This is a genomic window from Lacibacter cauensis (genome assembly GCF_007830055.1).
Classification (GTDB): domain Bacteria; phylum Bacteroidota; class Bacteroidia; order Chitinophagales; family Chitinophagaceae; genus Lacibacter; species Lacibacter cauensis.
The window spans coordinates 965,574-991,836 of sequence record NZ_VLLE01000002.1; the positions used below are offsets into that span (position 1 = coordinate 965,574).

The 26,263-nt window shown below is 41.5% G+C and carries 24 protein-coding genes; 13 read left to right on the forward strand and 11 right to left on the reverse strand.

Features of this window, described 5'->3' with window-relative positions; translation table 11 throughout:
- The first annotated feature begins 2 nt into the window (after positions 1-2).
- From IQ13_RS03935 to IQ13_RS03950, 4 genes are all read left to right on the forward strand, one after another.
- Complete coding sequence (locus IQ13_RS03935) at positions 3-2,951, forward strand: DUF4982 domain-containing protein (protein ID WP_144884709.1); 2,949 nt, start codon at positions 3-5, stop codon at positions 2,949-2,951.
- Positions 2,952-3,041: 90 nt separating this feature from the next.
- Positions 3,042-4,430 carry a hypothetical protein gene (locus IQ13_RS03940; protein ID WP_144884711.1) on the forward strand — a complete coding sequence of 463 codons (1,389 nt, stop codon included), beginning with the start codon at positions 3,042-3,044 and terminating at the stop codon, positions 4,428-4,430.
- 39 nt (positions 4,431-4,469) lie between these two features.
- Positions 4,470-5,909, forward strand: a complete 1,440-nt coding sequence (locus IQ13_RS03945; RefSeq protein ID WP_144884713.1) for a hypothetical protein — start codon at positions 4,470-4,472, stop codon at positions 5,907-5,909.
- 16 nt (positions 5,910-5,925) lie between these two features.
- On the forward strand, positions 5,926-7,344 hold the full coding sequence (locus IQ13_RS03950; RefSeq protein ID WP_144884715.1) for an arylsulfatase: 1,419 nt from the start codon (positions 5,926-5,928) through the stop codon (positions 7,342-7,344).
- 4 nt (positions 7,345-7,348) lie between these two features.
- Here IQ13_RS03950 and IQ13_RS03955 read toward each other — a convergent pair whose 3' ends face one another.
- The 4 genes from IQ13_RS03955 to IQ13_RS03970 form a co-directional block, all read right to left on the reverse strand.
- Positions 7,349-7,885, reverse strand: a complete 537-nt coding sequence (locus IQ13_RS03955; RefSeq protein WP_374728384.1) for a cytidine deaminase — start codon at positions 7,883-7,885, stop codon at positions 7,349-7,351.
- Positions 7,886-7,911: 26 nt separating this feature from the next.
- Positions 7,912-9,456, reverse strand: a complete 1,545-nt coding sequence (locus IQ13_RS03960; RefSeq protein WP_144884719.1) for a S26 family signal peptidase — start codon at positions 9,454-9,456, stop codon at positions 7,912-7,914.
- 73 nt (positions 9,457-9,529) lie between these two features.
- A complete protein-coding gene (locus IQ13_RS03965; RefSeq protein ID WP_144884721.1) occupies positions 9,530-10,186 on the reverse strand; it encodes an alpha/beta fold hydrolase in 657 nt (218 codons plus the stop codon).
- On the reverse strand, positions 10,183-11,346 hold the full coding sequence (locus IQ13_RS03970) for a sigma-54-dependent transcriptional regulator (protein ID WP_144884723.1): 1,164 nt from the start codon (positions 11,344-11,346) through the stop codon (positions 10,183-10,185). Before IQ13_RS03970 ends, IQ13_RS03965 begins: the two co-directional genes overlap by 4 nt.
- A 138-nt stretch (positions 11,347-11,484) precedes the next feature.
- Here IQ13_RS03970 and IQ13_RS03975 point away from each other — a divergent pair, with 138 nt between their 5' ends.
- Together IQ13_RS03975 and IQ13_RS21310 are read left to right on the forward strand one after the other, a co-directional pair.
- Positions 11,485-12,150, forward strand: a complete 666-nt coding sequence (locus IQ13_RS03975) for a DUF4846 domain-containing protein (protein WP_158637299.1) — start codon at positions 11,485-11,487, stop codon at positions 12,148-12,150.
- 97 nt (positions 12,151-12,247) lie between these two features.
- Positions 12,248-12,397, forward strand: a complete 150-nt coding sequence (locus tag IQ13_RS21310; protein WP_158637300.1) for a hypothetical protein — start codon at positions 12,248-12,250, stop codon at positions 12,395-12,397.
- A gap of 219 nt (positions 12,398-12,616) precedes the next feature.
- On the opposite strand, the gene IQ13_RS03980 is transcribed toward IQ13_RS21310, so the two are convergent.
- Positions 12,617-13,600, reverse strand: coding sequence for a pyruvate dehydrogenase complex E1 component subunit beta (locus tag IQ13_RS03980; RefSeq protein WP_144884727.1), 984 nt, complete (start codon positions 13,598-13,600; stop codon positions 12,617-12,619).
- Between the two features lie 135 nt (positions 13,601-13,735).
- Between IQ13_RS03980 and IQ13_RS03985 the strand changes: the two genes are divergently transcribed.
- Positions 13,736-15,070 carry a saccharopine dehydrogenase C-terminal domain-containing protein gene (locus IQ13_RS03985; protein ID WP_144884729.1) on the forward strand — a complete coding sequence of 445 codons (1,335 nt, stop codon included), beginning with the start codon at positions 13,736-13,738 and terminating at the stop codon, positions 15,068-15,070.
- A gap of 7 nt (positions 15,071-15,077) precedes the next feature.
- On the opposite strand, the gene IQ13_RS03990 is transcribed toward IQ13_RS03985, so the two are convergent.
- Positions 15,078-15,458, reverse strand: a complete 381-nt coding sequence (locus IQ13_RS03990; protein WP_144884731.1) for a hypothetical protein — start codon at positions 15,456-15,458, stop codon at positions 15,078-15,080.
- A gap of 142 nt (positions 15,459-15,600) precedes the next feature.
- On the reverse strand, positions 15,601-17,394 hold the full coding sequence (gene lepA, locus IQ13_RS03995) for a translation elongation factor 4 (RefSeq protein ID WP_144884733.1): 1,794 nt from the start codon (positions 17,392-17,394) through the stop codon (positions 15,601-15,603).
- A 145-nt stretch (positions 17,395-17,539) separates the two neighbouring features.
- Between lepA and IQ13_RS04000 the strand changes: the two genes are divergently transcribed.
- Both IQ13_RS04000 and IQ13_RS04005 read left to right on the forward strand, forming a co-directional pair.
- Positions 17,540-17,917, forward strand: a complete 378-nt coding sequence (locus tag IQ13_RS04000) for a ribosomal maturation YjgA family protein (RefSeq protein WP_144884735.1) — start codon at positions 17,540-17,542, stop codon at positions 17,915-17,917.
- A 160-nt stretch (positions 17,918-18,077) separates the two neighbouring features.
- A complete protein-coding gene (locus IQ13_RS04005; protein WP_144884737.1) occupies positions 18,078-18,413 on the forward strand; it encodes a hypothetical protein in 336 nt (111 codons plus the stop codon).
- 4 nt (positions 18,414-18,417) lie between these two features.
- Here IQ13_RS04005 and IQ13_RS04010 read toward each other — a convergent pair whose 3' ends face one another.
- On the reverse strand, positions 18,418-19,158 hold the full coding sequence (locus tag IQ13_RS04010) for a hypothetical protein (protein WP_144884739.1): 741 nt from the start codon (positions 19,156-19,158) through the stop codon (positions 18,418-18,420).
- Positions 19,159-19,306: 148 nt separating this feature from the next.
- On the opposite strand from IQ13_RS04010, the gene IQ13_RS04015 reads away from it, so the two are divergent.
- The gene (locus IQ13_RS04015; protein WP_144884741.1) at positions 19,307-20,755 is read left to right on the forward strand and encodes an amidohydrolase; all 1,449 of its coding nucleotides are present in this window, start codon (positions 19,307-19,309) and stop codon (positions 20,753-20,755) included.
- A 39-nt stretch (positions 20,756-20,794) separates the two neighbouring features.
- Here IQ13_RS04015 and IQ13_RS04020 read toward each other — a convergent pair whose 3' ends face one another.
- The gene (locus tag IQ13_RS04020; protein ID WP_144884743.1) at positions 20,795-21,655 is read right to left on the reverse strand and encodes an HAEPLYID family protein; all 861 of its coding nucleotides are present in this window, start codon (positions 21,653-21,655) and stop codon (positions 20,795-20,797) included.
- 164 nt (positions 21,656-21,819) lie between these two features.
- Between IQ13_RS04020 and IQ13_RS04025 the strand changes: the two genes are divergently transcribed.
- Genes IQ13_RS04025 through IQ13_RS04035 form a run of 3 tightly spaced genes read left to right on the forward strand, consistent with a single transcriptional unit; the run spans position 21,820 to position 23,687 of the window.
- Entirely contained in the window at positions 21,820-22,857 is a 1,038-nt protein-coding gene (locus tag IQ13_RS04025) for a nucleoid-associated protein (RefSeq protein WP_144884745.1), read from the forward strand.
- Positions 22,858-22,883: 26 nt separating this feature from the next.
- A complete protein-coding gene (locus IQ13_RS04030) occupies positions 22,884-23,396 on the forward strand; it encodes a GNAT family N-acetyltransferase (RefSeq protein WP_144884747.1) in 513 nt (170 codons plus the stop codon).
- Between the two features lie 33 nt (positions 23,397-23,429).
- Positions 23,430-23,687 (forward strand): acyl-CoA-binding protein, encoded by a 258-nt coding sequence (locus IQ13_RS04035; RefSeq protein WP_144884749.1) that lies wholly within the window; start codon positions 23,430-23,432, stop codon positions 23,685-23,687.
- Position 23,688: 1 nt separating this feature from the next.
- Here IQ13_RS04035 and IQ13_RS04040 read toward each other — a convergent pair whose 3' ends face one another.
- Positions 23,689-24,855: a glycosyltransferase gene (locus IQ13_RS04040; RefSeq protein WP_144884751.1), complete on the reverse strand. Its 1,167-nt coding sequence runs from the start codon at positions 24,853-24,855 to the stop codon at positions 23,689-23,691.
- Positions 24,852-26,171 carry a lipopolysaccharide biosynthesis protein gene (locus IQ13_RS04045; RefSeq protein WP_144884753.1) on the reverse strand — a complete coding sequence of 440 codons (1,320 nt, stop codon included), beginning with the start codon at positions 26,169-26,171 and terminating at the stop codon, positions 24,852-24,854. Before IQ13_RS04045 ends, IQ13_RS04040 begins: the two co-directional genes overlap by 4 nt.
- Positions 26,172-26,263: the final 92 nt, after the last annotated feature.

Here is a 26,263-nt window from a genome sequence, read left to right on the forward strand (position 1 = left end):
GAATGAAAAAACTCCTTTTAATTGCAGCAATGAACATTGCTGCAATTTTTTCTTTTGCACAACGCAGCAAATACAATTTTAATCATCAGTGGAAGATTTTTGTGGGCGATGATCCGGCTGCACCTGCACCAACCTTCGATGATTCGAAATGGAAACAGGTGACACTCCCTTATGCGTGGAACGAAGATGAAGCATTTAAAAAAGACATTGTTGATCTCTCCACAAACATCGCCTGGTACCGAAAGAAGTTCAAACTACCATCAACAGCCAAAGGACAAAAAATATTTCTTGAGTTTGAAGGCGCACGGCAGGCTGCCGCAGTATATGTAAACGGTGTATTTGTAGGTTTACACGAAAATGGTGTGATGGCTTTTGGTTACGACATCAGCCAGTTGCTCAAATTCGGTAACGAAGAAAATGTTGTTGCTGTACGTACCGACAACAGCTGGGAGTATCGTGAAAAAGCAACCAACACCAAATACCAATGGATCGACAGGAATTTTAATGCCAACTACGGAGGACTCTGCAAAAATGTATTGCTGCATGTAACAGGCAACGTTTATCAAACATTACCGCTGTATAACAATCTCGGCACAACAGGAACTTATATTTATGCAAAAGACTTTGACATTCAAAACCGGAAAGCAACCATTGTTGCATCTTCCGAAATAAAAAATGAATCGGGCAAAATACAAACAGTTACCTATGCAGTTAAGCTGAAAGACATGAACGGTATTGTAGTAAAATCATTCTCCTCTGCTTCTGTTACTGTTCAACCAAACGAAACAAAAACAATCAGTGCATCAGCAGCAGCATCCAATTTAAACTTCTGGAGCTGGGGTTTTGGTTATTTGTACGATGTAGAAACAAGTTTACTTTTTAATGGAAAAGTTATTGATGCAGTTGTAACCAAAACAGGCTTTCGCAAAACAGCATTTAAAGATGGCATGTTTTACCTCAATGATCGTGTACTACAGGTGCACGGTTATGCACAACGCACCAGTAACGAATGGCCTGCTGTAGGCATGAGTGTACCTGCCTGGTTAAGCGATTACAGCAATAATTTGATGGTACAAAGCAACGGTAATCTTGTACGCTGGATGCACATTACTCCATGGAAACAGGATGTTGAAAGCTGCGACCGTGTTGGCTTACTGCAGGCTATGCCGGCTGGTGATGCAGAAAAAGATGTTACAGGTATCCGATGGGAACAACGCAAAGCGGTGATGCGTGATGCCATTATTTACAACCGCAACAATCCCAGTATTATTTTTTACGAATGCGGTAACGAAAGCATCAGCGAAGATCATATGAAGGAAATGAAAAGCATTCGTGATGCTTACGATCCGTTTGGCGGCAGAGCTATCGGCAGCAGGGAAATGCTCGACAGTAAAACAGCCGAGTATGGCGGTGAAATGCTGTACATCAACAAAAGTGCACACATACCGATGTGGGCCATGGAATATTCAAGAGATGAAGGATTGCGCAAATATTGGGATGATTATTCTCCACCCTATCATAAAGATGGCGATGGACCTTTGTACAAAGGCGAGCCTGCAAAAATTTACAATCGCAACATGGAATCGCATGCATTGGAAAACATTGCACGCTGGTACGATTACTGGAGAGAACGGCCCGGCACAGGCAAACGTGTAAGTTCAGGTGGCGTAAATATTATTTTTTCCGAAACCAACACCCATCATCGTGGTGCAGAAAATTACAGACGTAGCGGTGAGGTAGATGCTTTACGTATCACCAAAGAAAACTTTTATGCACACCAGGTAATGTGGGATGGATGGGTAGATGTGGAGAAACCACGCATTCACATTATTGGTCATTGGAATTACAGCGATACAACGGTGAAAGATATGTTTGTGATTTCATCGGCAGAAAAAGTTGAACTGTTTGTAAATGGTAAATCCTTAGGCTTTGGCGAACAGAGCAACCGCTTCCTGTTTACATTCAAAAAAATCAACTGGCAGGCAGGTACTATCAAAGCGGTTGGCTATAATGCAAACGGCAAGCAACTCTGCAGTACACAAAAAACAACGGCTGGTACACCGGTAGCACTACGGTTAACATCCATTACACATCCAAAAGGTATGCAGGCTAATGGTCATGATTTGGCATTGGTGGAAGTGGAAGTAGTTGATGCGCAAGGTGATCGTTGCCCCGTTGCATTTAACATGATCAATTTTCGACTGGAAGGCGAAGCTGAATGGCGTGGAGGCATGGCGCAGGGACCGGATAATTATATTTTATCGAAACAACTACCTGTTGAATGTGGTGTAAACAGAGTGCTCATCCGTAGCACCACAAAAGCAGGAACCATCAAACTCATTGCCACAGCAGATGGATTAAGTACAGCAAGTACGCAGCTGCAATCAATTGCTGTTCCTGTAAGCAACGGCCTCAGTACACAATTACCATCGTACGGTTTAAAAGGCAATCTGCAACGAGGTCCAACTCCTTTAACACCGTCTTTCAAACAAACAAGAAAGGCATTAACGATCGTAAAAGCAAATGCAGGCTCGAACAGCGACAGCGCTTTTGCCAGTTTTGATGACAATGAACTTACCGATTGGTATAACGATGGCAATCTATCTACTGCATGGATCGAATATGAATTAGACGCAACTGCAACAGTAAGTGAAGTAACACTTAAGCTGAATAATTTCCGTACACGCTCCTATCCCATTCGCATATTAGTTGATGGAAAGGAAGCTTTTAACGGTAACACAACTAGCAGCCTTGGTTACTGTACTATTTCGTGCAAACGTTTGACCGGTAGTAAAGTGCGGATTGAATTGGTAAAATCAAGTAATTTAACCGGCGAAACTTCTACAGAGGTATCGGGTAAAAAATTAGATGACGGTGTAACCCGCAATGATGCAGCCAGCAAAGGCCGACTTAGTATTATTGAAGTGGAGATTTACGAACCAATAAAATAAACGTTTACAAGAAACTCTGCATTTTGTAAAACTTCATAACGGCTTTTTATTATGCGCATGTATCGGTTGCTAATCATATTTTTTTGTTGCTTGTGCCAGTACACAACTGCACAAAAACTGCAGTACAGCAAAGGCACAGTTAAAGATCCTGGCGGTGGCACCTTAAAGCTGTTGGCAAATGTTAACGGCTATCATCATTTAATTTATTTCGGCTATGCCAAAAAGCCTGTTGTTTATGTATTCAACAACCAATTGCATCTTGAAAGCAAAAAAGAATTAAATATTCCTATTGCTGAAAATTGCGATGTTCGTTTACTGCAATTAAAAGATTATTATGTTTTATATACACATACTGACAGGCCTTCCGTTCACCGGTTAATGAAAATAAACAGGGATGGTGTTACAACAGATATTTCGAACCTCTTGAACAAACCGGCAGATTCGCTATGGAACAGAAGCAAAGCTACTTTTCAGTTATTCAACCACAATGACAGTCTTTATTTAATCGCTCATTCGTACCACGAACAGCTGAAGCAAATAAAAACAATAATTGTAAAACCTAAAGCCGACCCCGGCACATCCGCTTTTACACAACTCTTCTTTCCATTCGATTTTGGATATGATCAACTGAAGGAAGTAACCTTGTTGAAAAACCAATTACTGATTGTAAAAACCAGCAAAGATGAAGAGGGGAAAAATATCCTCTCCATTATTAAAACAGATATTGCAACAGGTAATCAGTTTTCGAAACAATTTGAAAGTGGCAAATATGTATACCACAATCCAACACTCAGGTATAATACTGCCGACTCTAGTGTATTTGTTTACTCGTTATTACGCACTCCGTTTGGTTACAGAGGAGCAAGGCCCGAGTTGTTCATGGCAAGATTGAACAACACTTTGAACGAAATAAGTCCTGTACAAACCTTACCCAATATTTTCCATGGTAATGCAGCATCAGCATTTTTGGTAGAGAAAAAACATTCGTCGGGATGGATGTGTTTCACCTACGATCTGCAGTCATTTGGCCGAGGCAGCAGGCTTACTGCAAATCAGTTTAGTCCTTACATGGATGAAGCACGCCGATTTTCGGATAATTATTACAACCCCTTCGTGTATGACGAAAATCAACCTACAGCAGTTTCGATGACCTTACTAAATAATCATCTGGAAAGAAAGGCAGACAGCATTGTAAAGAACAATGGAAACTACTATAAAATTCATCCTGCACCTTATGCACAATTTGTATTGCAAAACACTGCCTATCTTTTGCTAACAGAGGAGCTGGTTGCAAAAAAAAAGGGTTTGCTGTTGGTTTATCCGGGAGAAAATAATTACTTCGAAACAGTTCCCTTAAGGGTACAAAGCAACTACGATTTCCTGTTGCCACAACTGCAGGTAGTCGAAAACAAATACATCCTTGTTCCGTATATCGATAAAAAAGAATTGGGATTAATGAAAGTAACGTTTACCAATTAACTATCACGTTCGGAACGACCATGAACAATTAACAGCTTTATGAAAAAATACTCGTTGCTTTCCTTTTTTCTGGTTTCAGTATGTACAATTACACATGCCCAGAAAATACAATACTGCAAAGGAATAGTAAAAACGCCTGGTAAAGGTTTTGTGCGGTTGTTGGCCGGAGTAAACGGCTATCATCATTTAATTCGATTTTTACCGGAAAGTAAACCTCAAATTTTTCTTTTTAACAAAGAGCTGGTTTTAGAATCTATTATTGAACTGAATACAACAATTCATGAAAATACAGAGGTAAAAATCATTCAGTTTGAAAATGTGTATTGGTTTTATACACACACGATGAAAACCAGTATACATCAATTACTTAAAATAGATGGCAATGGCATAATCACTGACCACTCTGACCTTTTTAAAAATCCTGCTGATTCTCTTTGGAACAAAACAACTTCATCGTTCAATCTTACTAAAATCGGGAGTAACTTATTTGTAATAATTAATAAATATTTCGAACAGTCAAAAACTGCAAAATTTTTATTTATAAAAATTGAACCAGGAAAAAGCACATCCTTTCAAAACGAAATATCTATTGCATTTGATATCGAAAACGAAGAGTTAAAAGACATTGTCTTATTTAAAGACAAATTGTTTGTTTTAAAAACAGGAAAAGACTCCAAAGGGAACAATATACTATCTGTTTTAAAATCAGATAGTACCAATAACAAGTCTTATACAAATCAATTTGAAAGCGGAAAATACTTATTTCTTAATCCTTCATTCAGATTTGGCAAAACCGATTCATCTGTATTTATATACGCCATGATAGCTCCGCCATACGGCTTCAAAGGCGACAAACCGAGTTTATTTATGGCCAGACTCAACGAGTCGTTGAACGAAATTGTACCGGTTAAAATTCTAAAAGACGCTTTACCGGAAACAGCACTTTCGTCATTTATTATTGAAAAAGAAAACTCTGCCGGCTGGATGTGTTTTTCACAATCGCAAAAAGAATATTCAAATTATTCATCCGGCTATTTTACATCACCAACATCTTTATCAACTTCGTATAACTCAGCGAATGCTGCCCCATACAACTTCAATTTACCAACAGCAATCGCAGGTCAGTCAAACCCAAAAGAAATATCCTTTACCGTCTTAAATGACCGTCTGGAAAAAGTAACCGACAGCCTGATTAAAAACAATGGAAAGAGTTTAAAAATTGACCCGCTGGCATATGCCTCGTTTGTTTTAAACGATCAGCCTTACCTTATTTTAAAACAAAATCTAACAAGGAAAAGTAAGGCGTTGATTCTATTAACACCTAACGAAAGCAATGCATTACAAACAATACAAATACGCTCATTCGATCGTTACGAATACTTACTTTCGTTAATGCAAACAGTAACTGGCAATGCCTTTATTGTTCCATTTACAAACAAGAAAGAAATGGGATTAATGAAAGTAACGCTTACCAATTAATTATTTTGTTCAGCATATGAAACCTGTTTATTCTTTATTCCTTCTGGCATTTTTAACCGCATCAGCTACGGGTACAGCTCAAACAAAACAGCCCAACATCATTTTCATTTTTGCCGATGATCTGGGTTATGGTGAGCTTGGTTGTTATGGTCAGCAGAAAATTGAAACACCCAATCTTGATGCGTTGGCTGCAAAAGGAAAAAAGTTTACACAGTTCTATTCGGGCACTTCTGTTTGTGCACCATCCCGTGCTTCGTTGATGACGGGGTTGCATACAGGCCACACGCCTATTCGTGGCAACAAACAATTTGAACCCGAAGGACAAACACCATTGCCTGCATCAACCAAAACCTTTGCAAATTATCTGCAGCAAAATGGTTATGCTACTGCGTGCTTTGGCAAATGGGGAATGGGCTTTAATCAAAACAGCGGTGATCCGAATAAGAAAGGTTTTGATTTATTCTATGGGTATAACGATCAAAGCCTGGCACATGATTTCTTTCCGCCATATTTATGGAACAATCATACAAAAGTTGATCTGTCTGTAAACAAAAAATACGATTCCGTTTATTCTGCAGCACTCATTCAGCAGCAAGCTGTACAATACATCAATCAACAGAATAACAAACCGTTCTTCATGTATCTCTCCTACACATTACCACATGGAGACGTCATTGGTCCGCACGATAGTTTATACAACTACTACAAACAAAAATTCAACGAACAACCACTCACCGGTGCTGCTTTAAAAACAAGACCACATAACATGCAGCCCGAGCCTTATCCGCATGCACAGTTTGCGGCCATGGTTGGCCGGCTGGATATGTATGTGGGAGAAATTGTAAAAGCAATTGAAGCAAAAGGCTTGGCCGAAAATACACTCATCATCTTCAGCAGCGATAACGGACCTCACAGAGAAAACGGTGGTGATCCGGAGTTCTTTAACAGCAATGGTATTTACCGTGGTATTAAACGTGATTTGTACGAAGGCGGCATGCGTGTACCTTTTATTGCGTACTGGCCAAACAAAATAAAACCGGCTGTTGTACAAAAGCCCTTTGCGTTGTGGGATATGTATCCAACTTTCCTGGAACTTGCAAAAATTCCTGTTGCAGAAAAGATCGATGGCATTTCAATTGTACCAATCTTGCTTAATAAACGCAAACAAAAACAACACGACTATTTCTATTGGGAGTTTCATGAAAACAATGGTCGACAAGCTGTATTGTGGGGCAAATGGAAAGGCGTTCGGTTAGATGTAAACAAGAATGATGATGCGCCTGTTGAGCTGTACGATCTATCAACTGATCCATCGGAACAAAACAATCTCGCAGCCCAATACCCTGCTGTTGTGCAAAAGATCAAACAACTGATGAAAGAAGCGCATGTCAGCAACAGCGATTGGCCATTGCTGAAAAGTGAGTTTACCAAGTAAACTGTTATTGCAGATCGGTACTGGTAAAACTCAATGGCAACAACATCGCCGCATCGGGTATAATAAATACTTTGCCATGCATACCACCCAATATCAAACGGATCGGTTGCTTGGTTTTTTCCCTAAACTCCTGCAATGCCTGCCGGCAAATGCCACATGGAGAAATCGGATGATTGCTCTCGCCATTATTGTTGAAATAGCTGATGGCAATTGTTTCAATTGGCATTTTCGGATAAAGTGATGATACCGATGCCAGCACGACTCTTTCGGCACAAAGCCCGGCAGGAAAAGAGGCGTTTTCCTGGTTGCTGCCGGCAATAATCTCTCCATTGTTGAGCTTGGCAACAGCACCCACCTGGAAACGGGAATAGGGTGCATAAGCATGCTGAGTTACTTCTCTGGCCTCATCTAAAAGCCATTTATCTTCTTCTGTGAGGTCGTCGATACTCTCGTACACCTCGTAATCAAACTGGTATTCTTTTTTATTCATGGTCACCTGTTTAGACAAAAAATCCCCCGAACATGTCGGAGGATCCATCATAAAAGCTCGGTATCAAATATAAGTTATTATTTGATTGAACGGAAAATCCTGTTCCATCTCGGGCCTTTGTTCCAGCTAAAGAAAATGAGGGAAGCCTTGCCCACCACATGATCTTCGGGTACAAAACCCCAATAACGGCTGTCGAGTGAGTTATGGCGGTTGTCGCCCATTAACCAATAGTAATCCAGTTTAAAGGTGTACTTATCTGTAGCCGTTCCGTTTACATAGAACTTGCCGTCCTTCATTTCAAAATCGTTGTGCTCGTAGGTGCGGATTACACGCTCATAACGGCTGTAATTTTCAGCTGTGAGCTGAATAGTGGCTCCTTTCTTTGGAATAAACAACGGACCATAATTATCAATTGTCCATTTGCAATACACGCTGTCATTCGGGTACACATCAATACCGCCAATGCCTCTGGTATCTTTTTCGTAAGCATAGTTTACTGGTGTAAGCGATTCAACAAACGAGAGTCTGCTGAAAATACCAACCTGTTCTTTGGTTAAAAATATTTCGTAAAGATTATTACCAAGGTCTCTTACTTCACCGGCATCTGCACGAATACCATACTCTTCTTCAATTGCAGTATAATCTAAAGGCTGGCCTTTTGTTTTCAGCACATAATTCGTTTCCGAATGCGGAGGTGTTTCACCCGGCTTGCCGTTAATGAACACCACACCATTTCTAATTTCAAGTGTGTCGCCGGCAACAGCTACTGCACGTTTAATAAAATTCTCACGCTTATCAACCGGGCGTGTAATAATAATGTCGCCGTAAGCATCCCATAATGCATTTCTGTTACCGTTAAACTCGCTGCGCAACGCATCGTAATAGGTTACTTTCGATCCGTAACGTTCCTCATCATTAATAACCGTATCGCCTACCGGCAAGTTAAACACCACCACATCGTTCCGCTTTACCTGCTTGGCAAACCATCTCCTGTAATCGAGTTTGATCCACTCTAAATACGATTTTGTTTTAACGATGGGTAGTGTGTGATGCACCAACGGAAATGCCAATGGTGTATTGGGAACACGTGTGCCGTATGCCGTTTTGCTTACAAACAGAAAATCGTTTACCAGCAATGAACGTTCCATTGACGGTGTAGGAATAACATACGCTTCAAAAATGAACATGCGGATAAGCCCTGCAGCAACGATGGCAAAAATGGCAGCATCAACCCACTCACGTACAGTTGACTTTTTGTGAGCCGTAATCGCTTCGGGTCCGAGGTACTTATCTGTTTTATTAAATCCGAGGTAAATAAAGTAAAGTGGTGAAATGAGCACAGTTAAGGCATGTTCCCAAAATTTAAACTTGCCATATGCCTTTACAAAATCGATAATGATGGCGATAGAGACAAACCAACCAACGATCGGCAAAAACTGCAGGAAGAACCAATACTTCTTCATACCGGCGAGCTCTACCATTACCCATGTATTGTAAAAAGGAACAAGTGCTTTCCAGGGAGCAACACCTGCTTTTTTAAACATGCCATACAAACCAACGGCAGGCAACAGTATTACCAGTAAGCCAATCAAGAAGATTCCTAAAATTTCATTTCCTTCCATGCTCAGTTTTTTTATTGGTCACAAATGTAAGGGTTTCGGTTTTGCAGCCCGAAACCGCTATTAAAATATTCGCCTATTGTTCCTGCAGACGTAACTCGTTTAAAATAATGGCACTTATTTCTGCAGCCCTGTTATAAACCATAAAATGGCCGCCACCTTTTACAATATAAGCAGCCTCCGACTTACTTACCGGGAACAGTTTATCGTTTGTACCATGTATTTGTAGATAGTTGGATGGTTTTGTTACATTGTTCCATGTTACAATTTCGTTAATGGCCCACTGCACAAAGCGGCCATCTACTTTCTTTCGAAACTGGTTGGCCATCCTCTTTTCTGTTTTGGACACAGTACCAAGGAAATAATTTTCGATTGGATAAAACAACGGATGGGGTCTTGGTTGCAAAAGTTTATGTAGCCCCAGCTTACCTGTTGCCCGCATCCACCAGGGCAAGGCGTATTTTGTTGTTACAGATGAAACCAGGATCAGCTTTTCCAACTCCAGTAGTTTACTGATTTCTATAGCGACCATACCACCATATGAAACTCCCAGAAGAACGGGGCGCTCTTCCTGTATCGACACAGCCATACGCCGGGCATATTGCTGTATCGATTCGTTTTTCTGCGGCATCAACCAAGGAAGAACAACCAATTCGCAGCCGGGTAATGTTAGTTGCGAAAAAACTTTTTCATCGGCTCCTAAACCGCTGATGCAATAAATGCGTTGGCTCATGCACGGGGTATCACAAAATTGTACACATCTTCGGCTGTAATTGTTTTGCCCGAAAGAATCACCAAACGTTCCATTACGTTTCTGAACTCACGGATGTTACCGCTCCAGTTATGCTTTTGCAAAGCTTCCACAGCAGCCTTATCTATTCCTTTCTTTGCCTGGCCATAATCATCTGCCACCTGTTGCAGAAAATGGTCGGCCAGTAACGGAATATCTTCTCTGCGTTCGTTGAGCGATGGCACATGAATAATAATTACACTTAAACGATGGTATAAATCGAGACGGAAATTCTTTTCTTCAACTTCCTTCAGCAGATCTTTATTGGTTGCAGCAATAACACGCACATCCACAGTAATATCTTTTTCGCCACCTACCCTTGTGATCTTATTTTCCTGTAAGGCACGCAAAACCTTTGCCTGCGCTGTAAGACTCATATCGCCAATTTCATCCAGGAAAAGTGTACCGCCGTTGGCCTGTTCAAATTTGCCGATGCGTTGTTTAATAGCAGAAGTAAACGAACCTTTCTCATGACCAAACAATTCACTCTCGATCAACTCACCGGGAATAGCCGCACAGTTTACTTCAATGATGGGGCCGTTTGCACGGTTGCTTTTTTCGTGCATCCAGCGGGCTACCAATTCTTTACCCGAACCGTTTTCGCCGGTAATGAGTACACGGGCATCGGTTGGGGCAACTTTATCAATCGTGTCTTTGATCTTTTTCAAAGCCGGGCTCTCACCAATCATTTCCTGCACTTTGCTCACTTTACGCTTTAGCACTTTGGTTTCGGTTACCAGTGTTTGCTTATCCATTGCATTGCGGATAGTGATGAGCAAACGGTTGAGATCCGGTGGTTTGGCTACATAATCAAAAGCACCTTTTTTAACCGCTTCCACCGCTGTTTCAATGGTGCCATGTCCCGAAATCATGATAATGGGCACATCGGGATTTATTTCCTTTGCTTTTTCTAGAAACTCAAGGCCATCAACCTTCGGCATTTTAATATCACACAACACCACATCATAACTTTTCTCCTTCAATTTTTTTAAGCCCTCATCACCGTTTTCAGCATCTTCAATCTTATAGCCTTCGTACGAAAGAATTTCACCTAATGTTTTCCTGATTGCTTTTTCGTCGTCGATAATTAAAATGTTGCTCATATAGTTTAACAGATTCTTTTGTGGATTTTTTTTCGAATCGATTCAAAGCTAACCAAAAACCATGCAAGTATGAATGCGGCCGCCTTTTTCTTTGCCTGCTCAGGATGCTTTTTACTTTCCCTAAACAACAAGCATACAGTGCCCATAACAAAAACAATTAGCAGTATTCCTTTACCCGACGGATACGAACGCCTGCAGGTACAGGAAAACAGTTTTGCACACTTTCTGCGGCAACTTCCGTTAAAAGCCGACCGCACAGTGTACCTGTACAATGGTAAACCCAAAATCAACCAGGCGGCTCAATATGCTGTGCTTGAGGTTAGTGTTGGCAATAAGGATTTGCAGCAATGCGCAGATGCAGTGATGCGCCTGCGTGCAGAATATCTGAAAAAGCAAAACAAGCCCATTTGCTTTGCTGATAACAACCGGAAAAAATATTGCTGGGAACAATACAAAACCAGGGGCTGGCAGCCCTACTTAGATATTGTATTTGGCATGTGCGGTACTGCTTCGCTGGAAAAAGAACTCAAGCCTAAAAACTGGCAGACATTGGCAGCAGGTGATGTGTTGATCAAAGGCGGTTCACCCGGACATGCAGTGATTGTAATGGATCTGGCCCGGCATAAACAAACAGGCGAACTGATATACCTTTTAGCCCAAAGCTATATGCCGGCGCAGGATATTCATGTGCTTAAAAATACCAGCAATAAAAACCTAAATCCATGGTATTCTGCATCTTCAAATAAAATCATAGCTACGCCTGAATGGACTTTCTACGAGTCGCAACTACGTAGCTGGCCGTAGTGTGGCATCAGTAAATACCGCTTTAAAATACAGGTTTTCTTCGATTGCGCAGGCCAAACAGGTTATGTAGCTTTGTTATGTACTAAAACCAATCCCTATGAAGTTGAATTCAATTTCGTCGCAACCAGCCTGGAAACTCGCAGCAAAAATTTCTGCATTGGGGCTTTCGTTAGTGTTTGTTACCTATGGCTTAGTCTGGATTATTCTAAGTACACTCCGTTTATTTGTAGAAGGTATTATGCCCTAGCGGCTCGCACAGGCCCGTTGAAAGATATAGCGACTGGACAGTTCCGGAAAAAAGAAAAGCCGGATAGAAATCCAGCTTCGTTTAAAATCCAATATCCTATGAAAAACCGAGGCAAATATGCTTCAAAAGTTTTGAATAAAAAATTCTACAGCCACTTATTTGTCCAGAATGCAAAAAAGCCGATCAATTTGATCGGCTTTTTACTTATTGCAACTAAGGTTATTTCTTCATGTACATCACTTCCTTCACCAATTTTACTGTACGTGGTACATCCGGCAAATACGCACCTACCAATGTTGGCGCATAGTGCATCGGCGCATCAGCACTGGTAATACGGCGAATCGGTGCATCGAGGTAATCGAAACCTTCTTTCTGAATACGATATGTAATTTCAGATGAAACAGAAGCAAATGGCCATTGTTCTTCCACAATCACCAAACGATTTGTTTTCTTAACGCTTTCCAGAATGGTAAACCAATCCAACGGACGGATCGTACGTAAGTCGATTACTTCAGCTTCAATCCCTTCCTTCGCTAACTCTTCAGCTGCACCCAAGGCAACTTTCATCATTTTGTTAAAAGAAACGATGGTTACATCACGACCGGGACGCTTAATATCTGCCTTACCGATTTCAATGATGTATTCGCCTTCTGGTACTTCGCCCTTATCACCATACATTACTTCGCTTTCCATAAACACAACCGGATCATTGTCACGGATAGCCGCTTTCAACAAACCTTTTGAATCGTATGGGTTAGATGGAGAAATTACTTTTAAACCGGGAATGTTGGCATAGTAGCTTTCAAACGCTGTAGAGTGTTGCGCACCCAACTGACCTGCAGAACCGTTGGCTCCACGGAAAACGATGGGACAGCCAATTTGACCACCACTCATCGCCAGCATTTTTGATGCGGTATTAAGAATCTGATCCAATGCCAATACAGCAAAGTTCCAGGTCATAAATTCAACTATCGGACGTAAGCCATTCTGAGCAGCGCCTACTGCAATAGCAGTAAAACCCAATTCAGAGATGGGGGTATCAATTACACGTTTTTCACCAAATTCGGCCAGCATACCCTGGCTAACTTTATAAGCACCGTTGTATTCGGCTACTTCTTCACCCAGCAAAAACACTTTTTCATCTCTGCGCATTTCTTCCTGCATTGCTTCACGCAGGGCTTCACGCATGGCTATTGTTCTCATTGAAATAACTTTGTTTTTAAAGTGGGGCAAATTTATTGATAGAAGGGCAAACACCCAAAACTGATTCGCAACAGCAATTCATCAGTATAAATTACCTATGTTCGCTTATCGTAACTCGTTAAAAGAAAAAGCATTTTGAAAACGATTCTTGTCTTTGGCGCCGGCAAATCGGCCACTGTTTTAATTGACTATCTGAAGGCCACTGTAGCCGCAAAACAATGGCAGCTCATTGTTGCCGATGCCAACCTGCAACAGGTACAGGAAAAACTCAACAACGCAACAAATACCAAAGCCGCAGAAGTAGATGTTACCAATGCCGATGAGCGGAGGATGTTGATTGAAGCTGCTGATCTCGTCATATCCTTACTCCCTCCTTTTCTCCACAGTCATGTTGCAAAAGATTGTGTGGCTATAGGCCGACATTTGCTGAATGCTTCGTATGTGGATGCAGACATTAAACAACTGGAAGCAGAAATTAACAGCAAGGAATTATTGTTTTTGTGTGAGATGGGCCTCGACCCCGGAATTGACCACATGAGCGCTATGCAGTTGTTTGATGAAATACGCAACGATGGCGGTTCCATCGCATCCTTCAAATCGCATTGCGGGGGATTGGTTGCTCCGGAGAGTGATAACAACCCTTGGCATTATAAAATCAGTTGGAATCCACGCAACATCGTCATGGCCGGACATGCAGGTGCAGCCTACAAAGAAAACGATGCACTTGTGCAGAAAAGCTATCACCAGGTATTTGAAAACTGTAAAGCAATTGTGATTGATGATTTACCGCCCTTGGCCTGGTACCCCAACAGAGATTCGTTGAGTTATATGCCTTTGTACAAACTTGAAGAGGCTTCAACATTCATCCGTACCACGTTACGTTATGCCGATTTCTGTAAAGGATGGGATGTTGTTGTTGACCTTGGTTTAACAAATGAAAACGATACCGATTTGGTAAAACAATGCAGCACCTATGCCGACTGGTTAGCTGCAAAAACAAAACAGGTAGAAGGACGGGAACTAAGCCTGCGCATGTATCTTGAACTGTATGTACAAGAGGCAGATCATGATCTTATTCTTGAGCAGTTTGCTTTCCTGGAACTTGACAGTAATGAAGCGTTGCCTGCAAACGTAAAATGTAGTGCCGACATTTTGCAACAGAAAGCAGAACAAAAACTGGCATTAAAGCCAACCGACAAAGACATGATTGTAATGTTGCACGAAATTGAATACCGCAAGAATAATGAAACACATACTATCAACAGCAGCCTCGTTGTAAAAGGCGATGACAGCTTGCGGACTGCAATGGCTAAGACAGTAGGATTACCATTGGGCATTGCAGCAAAACTTATCCTGGAAGAACAGATAAAACTGAAAGGATTACATATTCCTACACGAAAAGAAATTTACGAACCCGTGCTGAAAGAATTACAACAGCACGGCATTGTATTTAAGGAACACAGAAGTTGAAAATGGATTAATTCAGATCAATGAGGAAAGTGCCCAAATCAACCACTTCGCCCTCTCCCATTCTGAACTGCTGCAAATCTTCGATACTCAACTCCTGTAACACTTTTGTAGTGAAGACGGGCTTGCCGTTTTGTAATACCACAAAATAAAAGTCGGGTTTGGCTTCTTTAAATGCAGCATCGTTAACAAATGCATCGTGGGCAAAAGCAATGCGTATATGTCCTTCTCGGTCGAGATAACTTTCACCTAAATAATCATCATCTACAATATCTCTGTCGTATAGCCGAACAGTATAGCCATTACCAAATAACGGGCTATCTGCCCCTTTGGTAATAAACCGGGCAGTTACGACAAGATCAGGTTCTTTATTAAGTGTAAAGTCGCTCATAGTTTGTGGTTTACGGTGAATAGGGTTATTACTTATTCAATTTACGGAAACTTACGATAAATAAAAAAGCACAAAGAATGTTCTTTGTGCTTTTAGCATTTATATCCGGGCATTTTGACTTCGCTCAGGATTACATCAAATTTTAATCATCCAGCTTCAACACCGCTAAGAACGCTTCCTGTGGCACTTCTACATTACCAATCTGACGCATACGCTTTTTACCCTCTTTCTGTTTTTCGAGGAGTTTACGCTTACGGCTGATATCACCACCATAACATTTTGCAGTAACATCTTTACGCATCGCAGAAATCGTTTCACGGGCAACGATCTTGGCACCAATGGCCGCTTGGATAGCAATCTGGAACTGCTGACGGGGAACCAACTCCTTCAGTTTTTCACAAAGCTTACGGCCAAAATCCTGCGCACGGCTGCGGTGAATCAATGCACTCAAAGCATCCACTTTATCGCCGTTCAGCAGCACATCCATTTTAATAATGTCTGCATCTCTGTAACCGATCGGGTTATAATCGAACGATGCATAACCACGAGTTTGCGATTTCAGTTTATCGTAAAAGTCGAATACAATCTCCGTCAACGGCATTTCAAAAATCAGTTCCACACGTGTTTGCGTGAGATAGCTTTGATTGATGAGGATACCACGTTTGCCCAAACAAAGCGTCATGATGTTACCAATATAATCGGGCTTGGTAATTATTTGTGCTTTGATATAAGGCTCTTCAATACGATCCATTGCCGTAGGCTCCGGCATTTGTGCAGGATTATTTACCTGTATTTTTTCGCCACGTGTTGTATAGGCAATAAAGCTTACGTTAGGTACAGTAGTAATTACTGTTTGGTTGAACTCACGCTCCAGACGCTCCTGGATAATTTCCATGTGCAGCAAGCCTAAGAAGCCGCAACGGAAACCGAAGCCAAGGGCTTGCGAGGTTTCGAGTTCGAAGGTTAAAGAAGCGTCGTTCAACTGCAGTTTGTCCATGCAGTCACGCAGCTCTTCAAAATCTTCTGTTACCACCGGGAAGATGCCGGCAAATACCATCGGCTTTACTTCCTGGAAACCACGTATGGCTTCCTGTGTGGGATTAGCAGCCAGTGTAATCGTATCACCCACTTTCACCTCTTTGGCATTCTTGATACCGGTAATCAGATAACCTACATCGCCACAATTCACTTCTTTCTTCTCGGTCATCTTCAGTTTAAGGATACCGATCTCAGCCGCTTCATATTCCTGATCGGTACTTACAAATTTTACTTTGTCGCCTTTCTTGATGCTTCCGTTTAAAATACGGAAGTAAACGATGATACCACGGAAGCTGTTGAACACACTATCGAAGATCAACGCCTGCAATGGTTCTTCGGGTTTGCCCTGCGGCGCTGGAATACGCTCAACAATGGCTTCGAGAATGGCTTCAATACCAATGCCACTACGACCGCTGGCCAACAGAATTTCTTCGGGTATGCAGCCGATCAAATCAACGATTTGGTCTTTTACTTCCTCGATCATGGCACCTTCCATGTCGATCTTGTTGATGACAGGAATAATTTCCAGATCGTTATCGATAGCGAGGTAAAGGTTCGAAATGGTTTGTGCCTGGATACCCTGTGCAGCATCTACCAGCAACAAGGCGCCTTCGCAGGCAGCAAGGGCACGGCTCACCTCGTAGCTGAAATCAACGTGACCGGGTGTATCGATGAGGTTCAGGATGTATTCCTGTCCGTCTTTGTGTTTGTAGTTGATCTGAATAGCGTGACTTTTGATGGTAATCCCTTTTTCACGTTCCAGATCCATATCGTCCAGCACCTGGTCCATCATATCTCGATCGCTGATGGTGTTGGTGGTTTGTAATAAACGATCGGCCAGGGTACTTTTTCCGTGGTCGATATGGGCGATGATGCAAAAATTCCTGATATTCTTCATTAAAACTCCTTCGATTTCAAGGCGGCAAAGATAGGTGAATTAGGCGTGCGGAAAGCAGTGTGTTGGAGCTGGGGATAAAGAGGGGAACTGGAATGTCCAATAGAATTTTAAGAGTTGTGTATCATTGCGAAAACATTCCGCATACATGCAATTTAGCCTGCGGTACTTCCTCACCTGCTTGTTTCTGCTTATCGTTGAAATTCTTATTGCCCTCTTCGTGCATGATACAATCATCCGTCCCTATATTGGCGACTTGTTAGTTGTGATTCTCCTCTATTGTTTTATTAAATCGTTTTTTGCAATGCCAGTGTTTAAAACAGTAATTGCTGTGTTGGCTTTCACTTTCCTGGTAGAGCTGCTGCAATACTTTAATATTGTTCAATGGCTCGGACTCGAACATTCAAAAGCAGCCCGCATCATCATTGGCTCTTCATTTGAATGGAAAGATCTGATGGCCTACGTTGCTGGTGCGGCTGTAGTTATATTGTTTGAAAGAAGGAAACAGGCATCCTGCAGTGTCTGACATCTGCGATGTCCTGACACTGCAGGCATTTCGGAGTTCGGTGTGAGGACGCTGCAAGCGTCAGACACCTGAACGAACAATACAAGCCGGGAAAAAGAAGTACCTGCTGTTTAAACTAATCACAGAAAATTTCTATCTTCCACATAAACTTGCCATTTACATGAGTACTGTCCAACTGCAGGATGCTTTTCAGCATATTAATACATTGAAACAACAGGGCCTCACAAACGAGGAAATTCTGCAACGTTTACTGGAAACAGGATTGCCCAATGAAGTTGCGCAACAGCAATTCGACGAATGGAAGAAAATCCGTAATGAAAAGAAACGCAACTCAGCTTTCATTTACTGTGGCATCGGCATCTTCCTGCTTACCACCGGTTTCTTTTTTACACTGATACTGTTTAACAGCAACAGCAATTTCAATTTTGCATTGTACGGCTTAACCATCATTGGGCTCGTACTGGTATTTAAGGGCATGATTGACCTGATGAGTTAAACAGTTACTTGAAGTCGTACGTAAAGCTCAGCACCCGCCAGCCGTTTTGAATGTTACCATCGCCGAACATAAACAACTGTTCAATATGGTTGTATTCTTTACCGGCCAGTTGCTGCTGAACAGATGCGAAGTAAAGTTCATTTTCATACATACCGTTGGGTATAATACAATGATTGCCGTTACATGTCCACAATTTTCCTGCAACAGTGCTTAACCCTTTGTAATAAATTTTCTCTACAGTCAAATCGATCCACTTGTCTGCAATATTGTACAAGCCAAGGAAAGTATCTTCCGGCCGTATGCCCATTACCGCAATTGCACCTACTCCGCCATCAAGCATAAACACACGTGGCACCCAGTTTGGGTCTGTTACGGAAGATGGTCCTCTCAAAACAATCCCATATTTATTATTGACAGGTTTACTGATTCGTTTCACATACATCGAACGGTGACTGTTGATGAGTTTTGATGTATACAAACGGACTTCAACAATATCTACAGCAGCAGTTAACGAATCGAGTGAAATCGAAAACTTACCGGCAATCTTTGTTAGATTCTTTTGTACACGCTTACCGTCTGCAGTCCACCATACATAGGCAGAGTCTGCTTTTTCGTTGGGCAGGTAATTATTGTCCAGCTCAACTATCAAATCGGCAGTGGAAGGTTTGGGAACAGGAGGCGTTTTACGGCAGGCTGCAAAAAACAAAAAAACAGTTATAAGAGATAAGGCTATATTGTTTGTCATGGTTATTTGAGTGAAATTTTAATCTTACCACCGCAAAGCTAAATCACGGTTAAATGCTGTAATACCGCATAAAGATGTGAATTAACAACGTGTGCATTTTATGTACCTATTGCTTCTTATCTTTCCTGTTTCTAAAAACCAATGAAGCATGAGAAGCGTTTTACTACTTACATTTCTGTTACAGTTAGCAACGGTACTGGCACAAAAGAAGCCTGCTGTTAGCAAAGACGATCAGTTCAAAACACAAGCCTCCACTTCTATTCAATCGAATTACGAGCAATACAAAAGCATGGCTTTCCAGATATGGGACTATGCTGAAGTGGGTTACAAAGAAGTAAAGAGCAGCGCACTCTTACAACAAACTCTAAAAGATAACGGCTTTACTGTTGAAACAGGTGTTGCAGGAATACCTACTGCATTTGTTGCTACGTACGGTAGTGGTTCGCCAGTAATTGCCATTCTTGCTGAGTTTGATGCATTGCCGGGCTTATCGCAAACCAATGCACCCGAAAAAACAAGTGCAGGTAAAGACGCAGGGCATGCATGCGGCCATCATTTGTTTGGTGTAGCATCTGTGGCGTCAGGTATTGCCATTAAAAAACTTATTGAAGAAAAAAAGTTTACCGGCACCATTAAGGTATTTGGTTGTCCTGCTGAAGAAGGCGGTAGCGGCAAAGTGTATTTGGTTAGAGCAGGCTTGTTTAAAGATGTAGATGTTGCTATACATTGGCATCCCGGAAATGATAACAGCATCACCATGACGAGTGCATTAGCCAACATGAGTGCCAAGTTTCGTTTCCGTGGCATTTCTGCACATGCAGCTGCATCACCGGAACGTGGCCGCTCTGCTTTGGATGGTGTAGAAGCTATGAATAACATGGTGAACATGATGCGTGAACATATTCCGCAGGAAACACGCATTCACTATGTAATTACAAGTGGCGGTAAAGCCCCCAACGTAATCCCTGATTATGCAGAAGTATATTACTATGTGCGTCATCCCAAGCGTGATCAGGTACAAAGTATCTTCAACCGTGTGGTAAATGCAGCAAATGGTGCAGCACTCGGCACCGATACAAAAATGGAATTTGAAATGATTGGCGGCACACATGATTTGTTACTCAACAGAACATTGGCAGAAGTAATGCAAAAGAATTTAGACAAAACAGGCGGCGTACAATACACTGCAGCCGAAGTTGAGTTTGGAAATAAAATCCAGGCAACTTTTGGTTTTACGGCACCCGCAGTAAACGAAGCAGGAACGGTAAAACCATTGAAGGTTGAAGCAGATGCCGGCGGCGGCAGTACCGATGTAGGTGATGTGAGTTATGTTGTACCAACGGTTGGTTTGCGTTCGGCTACATGGGTACCCGGCACTGCTGCACACAGCTGGCAGGCCGTAGCATGCGGCGGCACTGAAATTGGTACAAAAGGAATGATGGTATCGGCCAAAACAATGGCAATGACAGCAATTGATTTGTTCCTGCATCCTGAGCTGATTGAAAAAGCAAAAGCAGAATTTAAACAACAGGTAGGCGATTACCAATACAAGGCATTGCTGGGCGATCGAAAGCCGGCACTCAACTACAGAGACTAATAAATAAAACAGCCCCGCAAAATTTGCGGGGCTGTTTTATTATGCTCTTCCTTTTTTATGTCCCGGCTCGTAGATCAATCGTAAAAAACTACTGAACCGTTCTGTCTTTCTGCTTACAGGAATTCCTGTTACAATACCCACCAATAAATTATCGGCAACGCTTACACGCATTTGCGGACGAACCGTCATATCAAAACTATTTTTCGATAATTCCTTATTAAACTCAACACCAATAAAGTTTCTTGTACCGGGAATCATATAATGCACATTGCTGTTGATCTGCCAGTTGGTATGTATTGATTTGTCTTCAAAATGCTGACCGATCAAAGGGCCGCTGTACAAAAGTGTATGAAAATTATTACCCCAACGTTTAGCTGCTACAAAAAAAGGATTGTACACATTACCTGTATAAAGTTTGCGTTTTCCATAATTACGAAACTCGGTGAATTCAAACTCCTGTATATAACCAAAAGCCATAGAGGTTTTCTGCTTTTCTGCAACGAGAAACGTATATTGGGCCGCAACTTTAAAACTGTTTAACTGGCTGCCCGGCTTTGTACTATTACCATTTGTGGGATAATAAAACGAAAAAGGCAATTCCACTTCTAAACCAAGACGGTTGATCGGCGCCCATTCGTATTCAACCAATGCTGTATACCGATCGTAGTTATTGTTATCAGTAAGTCCGAGGCCAACATTCCACTCCTTCTCTCCTTTTCTTGCACCAAGATCACGGATGAGATCGATATACAATGGCTCTGCATGCAATACTTTAACCGGACTTTTCTTTGTCTCTTCTTCCAGCACATACAAGCTATCCATTACTTCCTTCTCTTTTTCCGTTTGGGCTTGGGCAATTGAAATACTGAAACAAAAAATAAGTGCAAAAGAAAATCGCATACGTTACTTGTTGGTGAGCGGCAAATTTATGCGGCACGATCATATACAAATATGGATTAACATAAGTGTAACAAGCCCTGGCAACTTTTTCAGGAATAAACGAACAATGAAAAACAAATTTCTCTGCATTCAGTTATCTTGCGCCACTCAATACAGCGCATTTCATGTTTACTTATACCGATTCAAGTCTCGAAGCTCTTTCCGTTCACTACATCGATCAGGAGGGACAAACCGTTTTAACCGAAGATGGTTTTCCGTTAGCTGATGCAGCTCTGCGTGATTTACTGAGCCAGTTTTTTCTCACTGCATTTAAAGAAGAACAGCAGTACCAGTTTGTACACGAAACCGATTTAAAGTACAACGAAATGTATGCATACTGCCAGACCATTTTTCAAAAACCCGACAGCTTACATGAGCAATCGGTTGCCATGGCAAAACATCTGGCCAATGCCAGTAAACATCCCGGCATTAAACCCGGCGAATTGTTTACAGCGTATTTCAAAGATTTAACGTTCGAACAAAAACAAGTGGATGCCATTGTACTCATCAAAGCAGAAAACAAAAAAGATTTTTTACTGGTTGACCTGATGCGTGATCAACTCGATATTCAAAGCCGCAAAGGACTTGACCCCAACAAAGCTGACAAAGCCTGTGTAATTCTCAACTGCAATTCGGAAGATGGCTATCGTTTATTTTTAATTGATCATACCAACAAAGGCAATGAAGCAGCTTATTGGAAATATGATTTTTTAAAGGTGAAGGAATGTGCAGACAGTTTCAGCTTTACCAAAAACTTTCTCCATGTTGCCAAAGAGTTTATTGTAAACAATCTGCCTGCTGCATTTGAAACATCTAAGGCCGATCAGGCAGGCTTACTCAATAAATCGGTTGCCTATTTCAAAGAGCACGACAATTTCAACATCAATAATTTCCAGGAAGCTGTATTTCAGGAACCCGAACTGATCGAATCGTTTCAGCAATTCGGCTCATCGTACCTGCACGAGCATAATATTGAAATTGCCGATTCGTTTGCTATCTCCTCTTCTGCTGTGAAAAAACAAGCACGGGTATTTAAAAGCGTCATTAAGCTCGATCGTAATTTTCATATTTACATCCATGGTAACAGAGAATTGATTGAACAGGGATACGATGAAGTAACCGGTAAACGGTATTATAAAATTTACTTCGATGAAGAAATGTAAATTGCAACATTTTTAAAATCTGATATATGATTGCACAAGCTGTTCAAGAGGATATTCCGCATATTGTTGATTTGCTTAACAGTGCTTACCGTGGCGAACGTTCGCAAAAAGGCTGGACTACCGAAGCACATTTAATTGCCGGTGATGTACGCACCGATGAAGCCGATGTATTAAAAGTTTTTCAACAACCCGGAAGCGTAATTCTCAAATACACAAACGATGCAGGTGAAATCATCGGCACCGTCAACCTGCAACAACATGAGCGGGGCGTGTATTTAGGCATGTTTGCAGTTAACCCCAACCTGCAGGGCGGCGGTATTGGCAAACAGTTATTAAAAGCTGCCGATGAACATGCAAAAAAGGTTGGAAGTGCAACCATCTATATGTCGGTGATTTCGGTACGGAGTGAACTGATTGATTGGTACAAACGCCACGGTTATGCCGAAACCGGCGAACGAAAACCCTTTGTGCAGGACAACCTTACCGGCACCCATTTACAACCATTGGAATTTCTGATTCTTGAAAAGCAGATTCAGTAAGAATTCGCTTATTTTCGTCAAAATTTACAACTTATGGATCTGCATCAACAATTTGAACAAGCGGTGGCAGAAAGCAAATCGCTTAGTGAGCGGCCCAGTAACGACACCCTACTCCAGCTTTATTCGTTATACAAACAAGGCAGCGAAGGCGATGTAAATATCGAAGCTCCTTCAAACCCTTTTGATTTTGTGGCAAAAGCTAAATACGAGGCATGGGAAGCGCTGAAAGGAAAAAGCAAAGAAGCTGCAATGCAGGAATATATTGAACTCATTGCAAAGCTGAAATCGTAATTTATTTTTTTGCAAGCAGCTCAGCATACCAGCTGTTCAACTGCTTACCAATTTCTTTTTCGTTAAATAAAGTAGCTGCTTCGGCAGCTATTTTATTTTTGTTATACCTGTTTTTGTATTGAAGAAATTCTGCAAGCGCTGCAGTCAGTTCGTTTATATTACCTGCTGTTACCAATACGCCGTTCGTTGCATTAACAATCTCTGCAATACCTCCAACACTTGATGAAATAACCGGCAAGCCGCAACATAAAGCTTCGTTTACTACACAGGGCAGGTTTTCATAATTACTGAAATGCACCAATGCATCTGCAGCACGCATGGCAGCAGCAACATCAGCATAAGGCAATGTGCCTTTCCACTGAACCTGTTCTGTTAAACCTAAAGTTTCTGTAAGCGCTCTGTTTTCCTTTGAAGCGGGTCCAACGAACCATATTTCCCAATCAGTTCGCTTTTCTTTCAGCAAAGCGAGTGCACGCAAAATACCTTCTACATTTTTCAGTGGATGCATCATCGACACATGAATAAACCGTAACCGCTCACGATCACTAACAACCGGGTAAAACAAATTTGTATCAACCACATTGCGGATGAGTTTTGTTTGCTGTACAGAAAATAAAAACTGTAAGCGTTTCAGCAGCCAGTTTGAAACAGTACTAACTGCAAGTGCTTTACTGAATGTTTGCTTTGTCACAAAACGGAAATAACGGTTGCGGCTGAAATAATTTTCAGGAATATATTCGAAGTAAGCTGAGCTGTGTTCGGTAACAACAAACGGAACATTGTATTTTCTGTTCAGCAGCACTGCTGTTAACCCTGCTTTTACCGGCACATGCACATGCACAAGATCCGGCTTGCCGTTTATTGCAATGTATTGCTCGATCAGTTGTTTGTAAAAAGCCTGATATCGTTTATTGAATAGATATACATTCACAAATGCAAATCCGGTATTGGGTAAAGGGAGAAAGTAAATGGATGCGTTAAGATTTGTAGTGTTTCGTTCTTCTTTTTTGATTGAAGTAATTCCTTTCAAAAAATGCTTATTCTGTACTACATGCATCACATCAACTTGATGATATAAAGCCAATGCCTTTGCATGTCGCTCAATAAAATCGCCATCAAACGGATCGGCCGAATTCGGATACCAACTGCAAAGCCAAAGTACTTTCATACCTCATCAGTTTTAGCTGTGGAAAATTTCTCTTTCAACAAACCGATCAACAACTGCGCATCCGACTTCCGGAACAATAAAAAATCAACAAAGCGGCTGTTGTATTCTTTTGCATGCGCCAGTAACATATAACTCATGTAGCAGAGATAACCAACACTGCTTACCATTGCAGCACCGGCAATACCATACACGGGAATAACGAGCCAATCGCCAAGAACAATAACAGTGAGCGCCAGAATATTTCCCGTAAGGTTTACACGCAAAACTTTTTTACCGCTGTAATAAGCTGCCAATAAATGAATAACAGAGTACGAAAGAATCGCCGGCGCCAGCAATATAAATGGCAAGTACATTTTTTGAAATGTTGGGCCAAAAACAAATGGAAAAAGCCAGGCGCCTGTTACCAACAAAAACATACAGGCGACACTGTAAAAAAGAATTAATCCACGTGAAAGCAGTTGCATTTTCTGATTCATTTCCTCCTTTCGTCCCGATGCCGTCATAGGAAAAACAACACCAGCCAGTATAGAAGGAACAATAAAAAACAATTGCGCCAGTTTACAGGCTTGTATGTAGTTACCCAGCTCATCATCACCACAATACTTATTTACAAACCAGTAATCAATACGGTACATCAGAAACGTCATGGAGTTGGTAACAACAGCAATAAACGCAAATGAAAAGAACGGTTTTATTAATGCAGCCGGCACAGCTTTCAGTGCAGACCATTTAAAATAACGAAACAAAAAAGCAAGCATCAGCAAAAAGCCCTGCATAAAAAAGCCAAAGAAATACAGTTGCACATAACGTTCGTTGCTTAAAAAACCGCTGACCCATTCGTTATTTGGCACCAATCCAATCAACAACAGATTGACAGCAACCAGTAACAGATTGGGCAATACAAAATCCATTTTGGCGTAAAACAGCGAAACAAAAAAACTAATCAGCAGATTACCCGCAAGAAAAGACGTAGCAGAAAAATGGAAACCGGCCAGCTGCAACAACCCTTCTTTTGGCACCGGTAATGTACGGATGATGAACCAGCCCGGCAGCATAATCAGGACCGTCCACCCAACAGAAAGCAGCGCCAGTTGTGTTTCATTTATTTTTTGTTGGGAGAGATAGTAGCCCATCGGAGCTTCAAGACAAAAACTGATGAGGATAAGTGTAAAGGCCAGCAGGTTAATCACATAGTACATTTGCCCGCTGCCTTCCGATTGAAAATGTCTTGCAACCAAAATGTTCAGCAGCATCACCGACACAAAATAAAATCCACGCCATAATATACTTTTGGAAAGTGCAGTTGCAAGTTTCATGTTCGCCTCAGTCAGTTTCAAATATAGAGCGAATAGATTGTACAAAAAACAATATTTCCCCCAACCTGCAAGCCGAATGAGACAGGCAAATC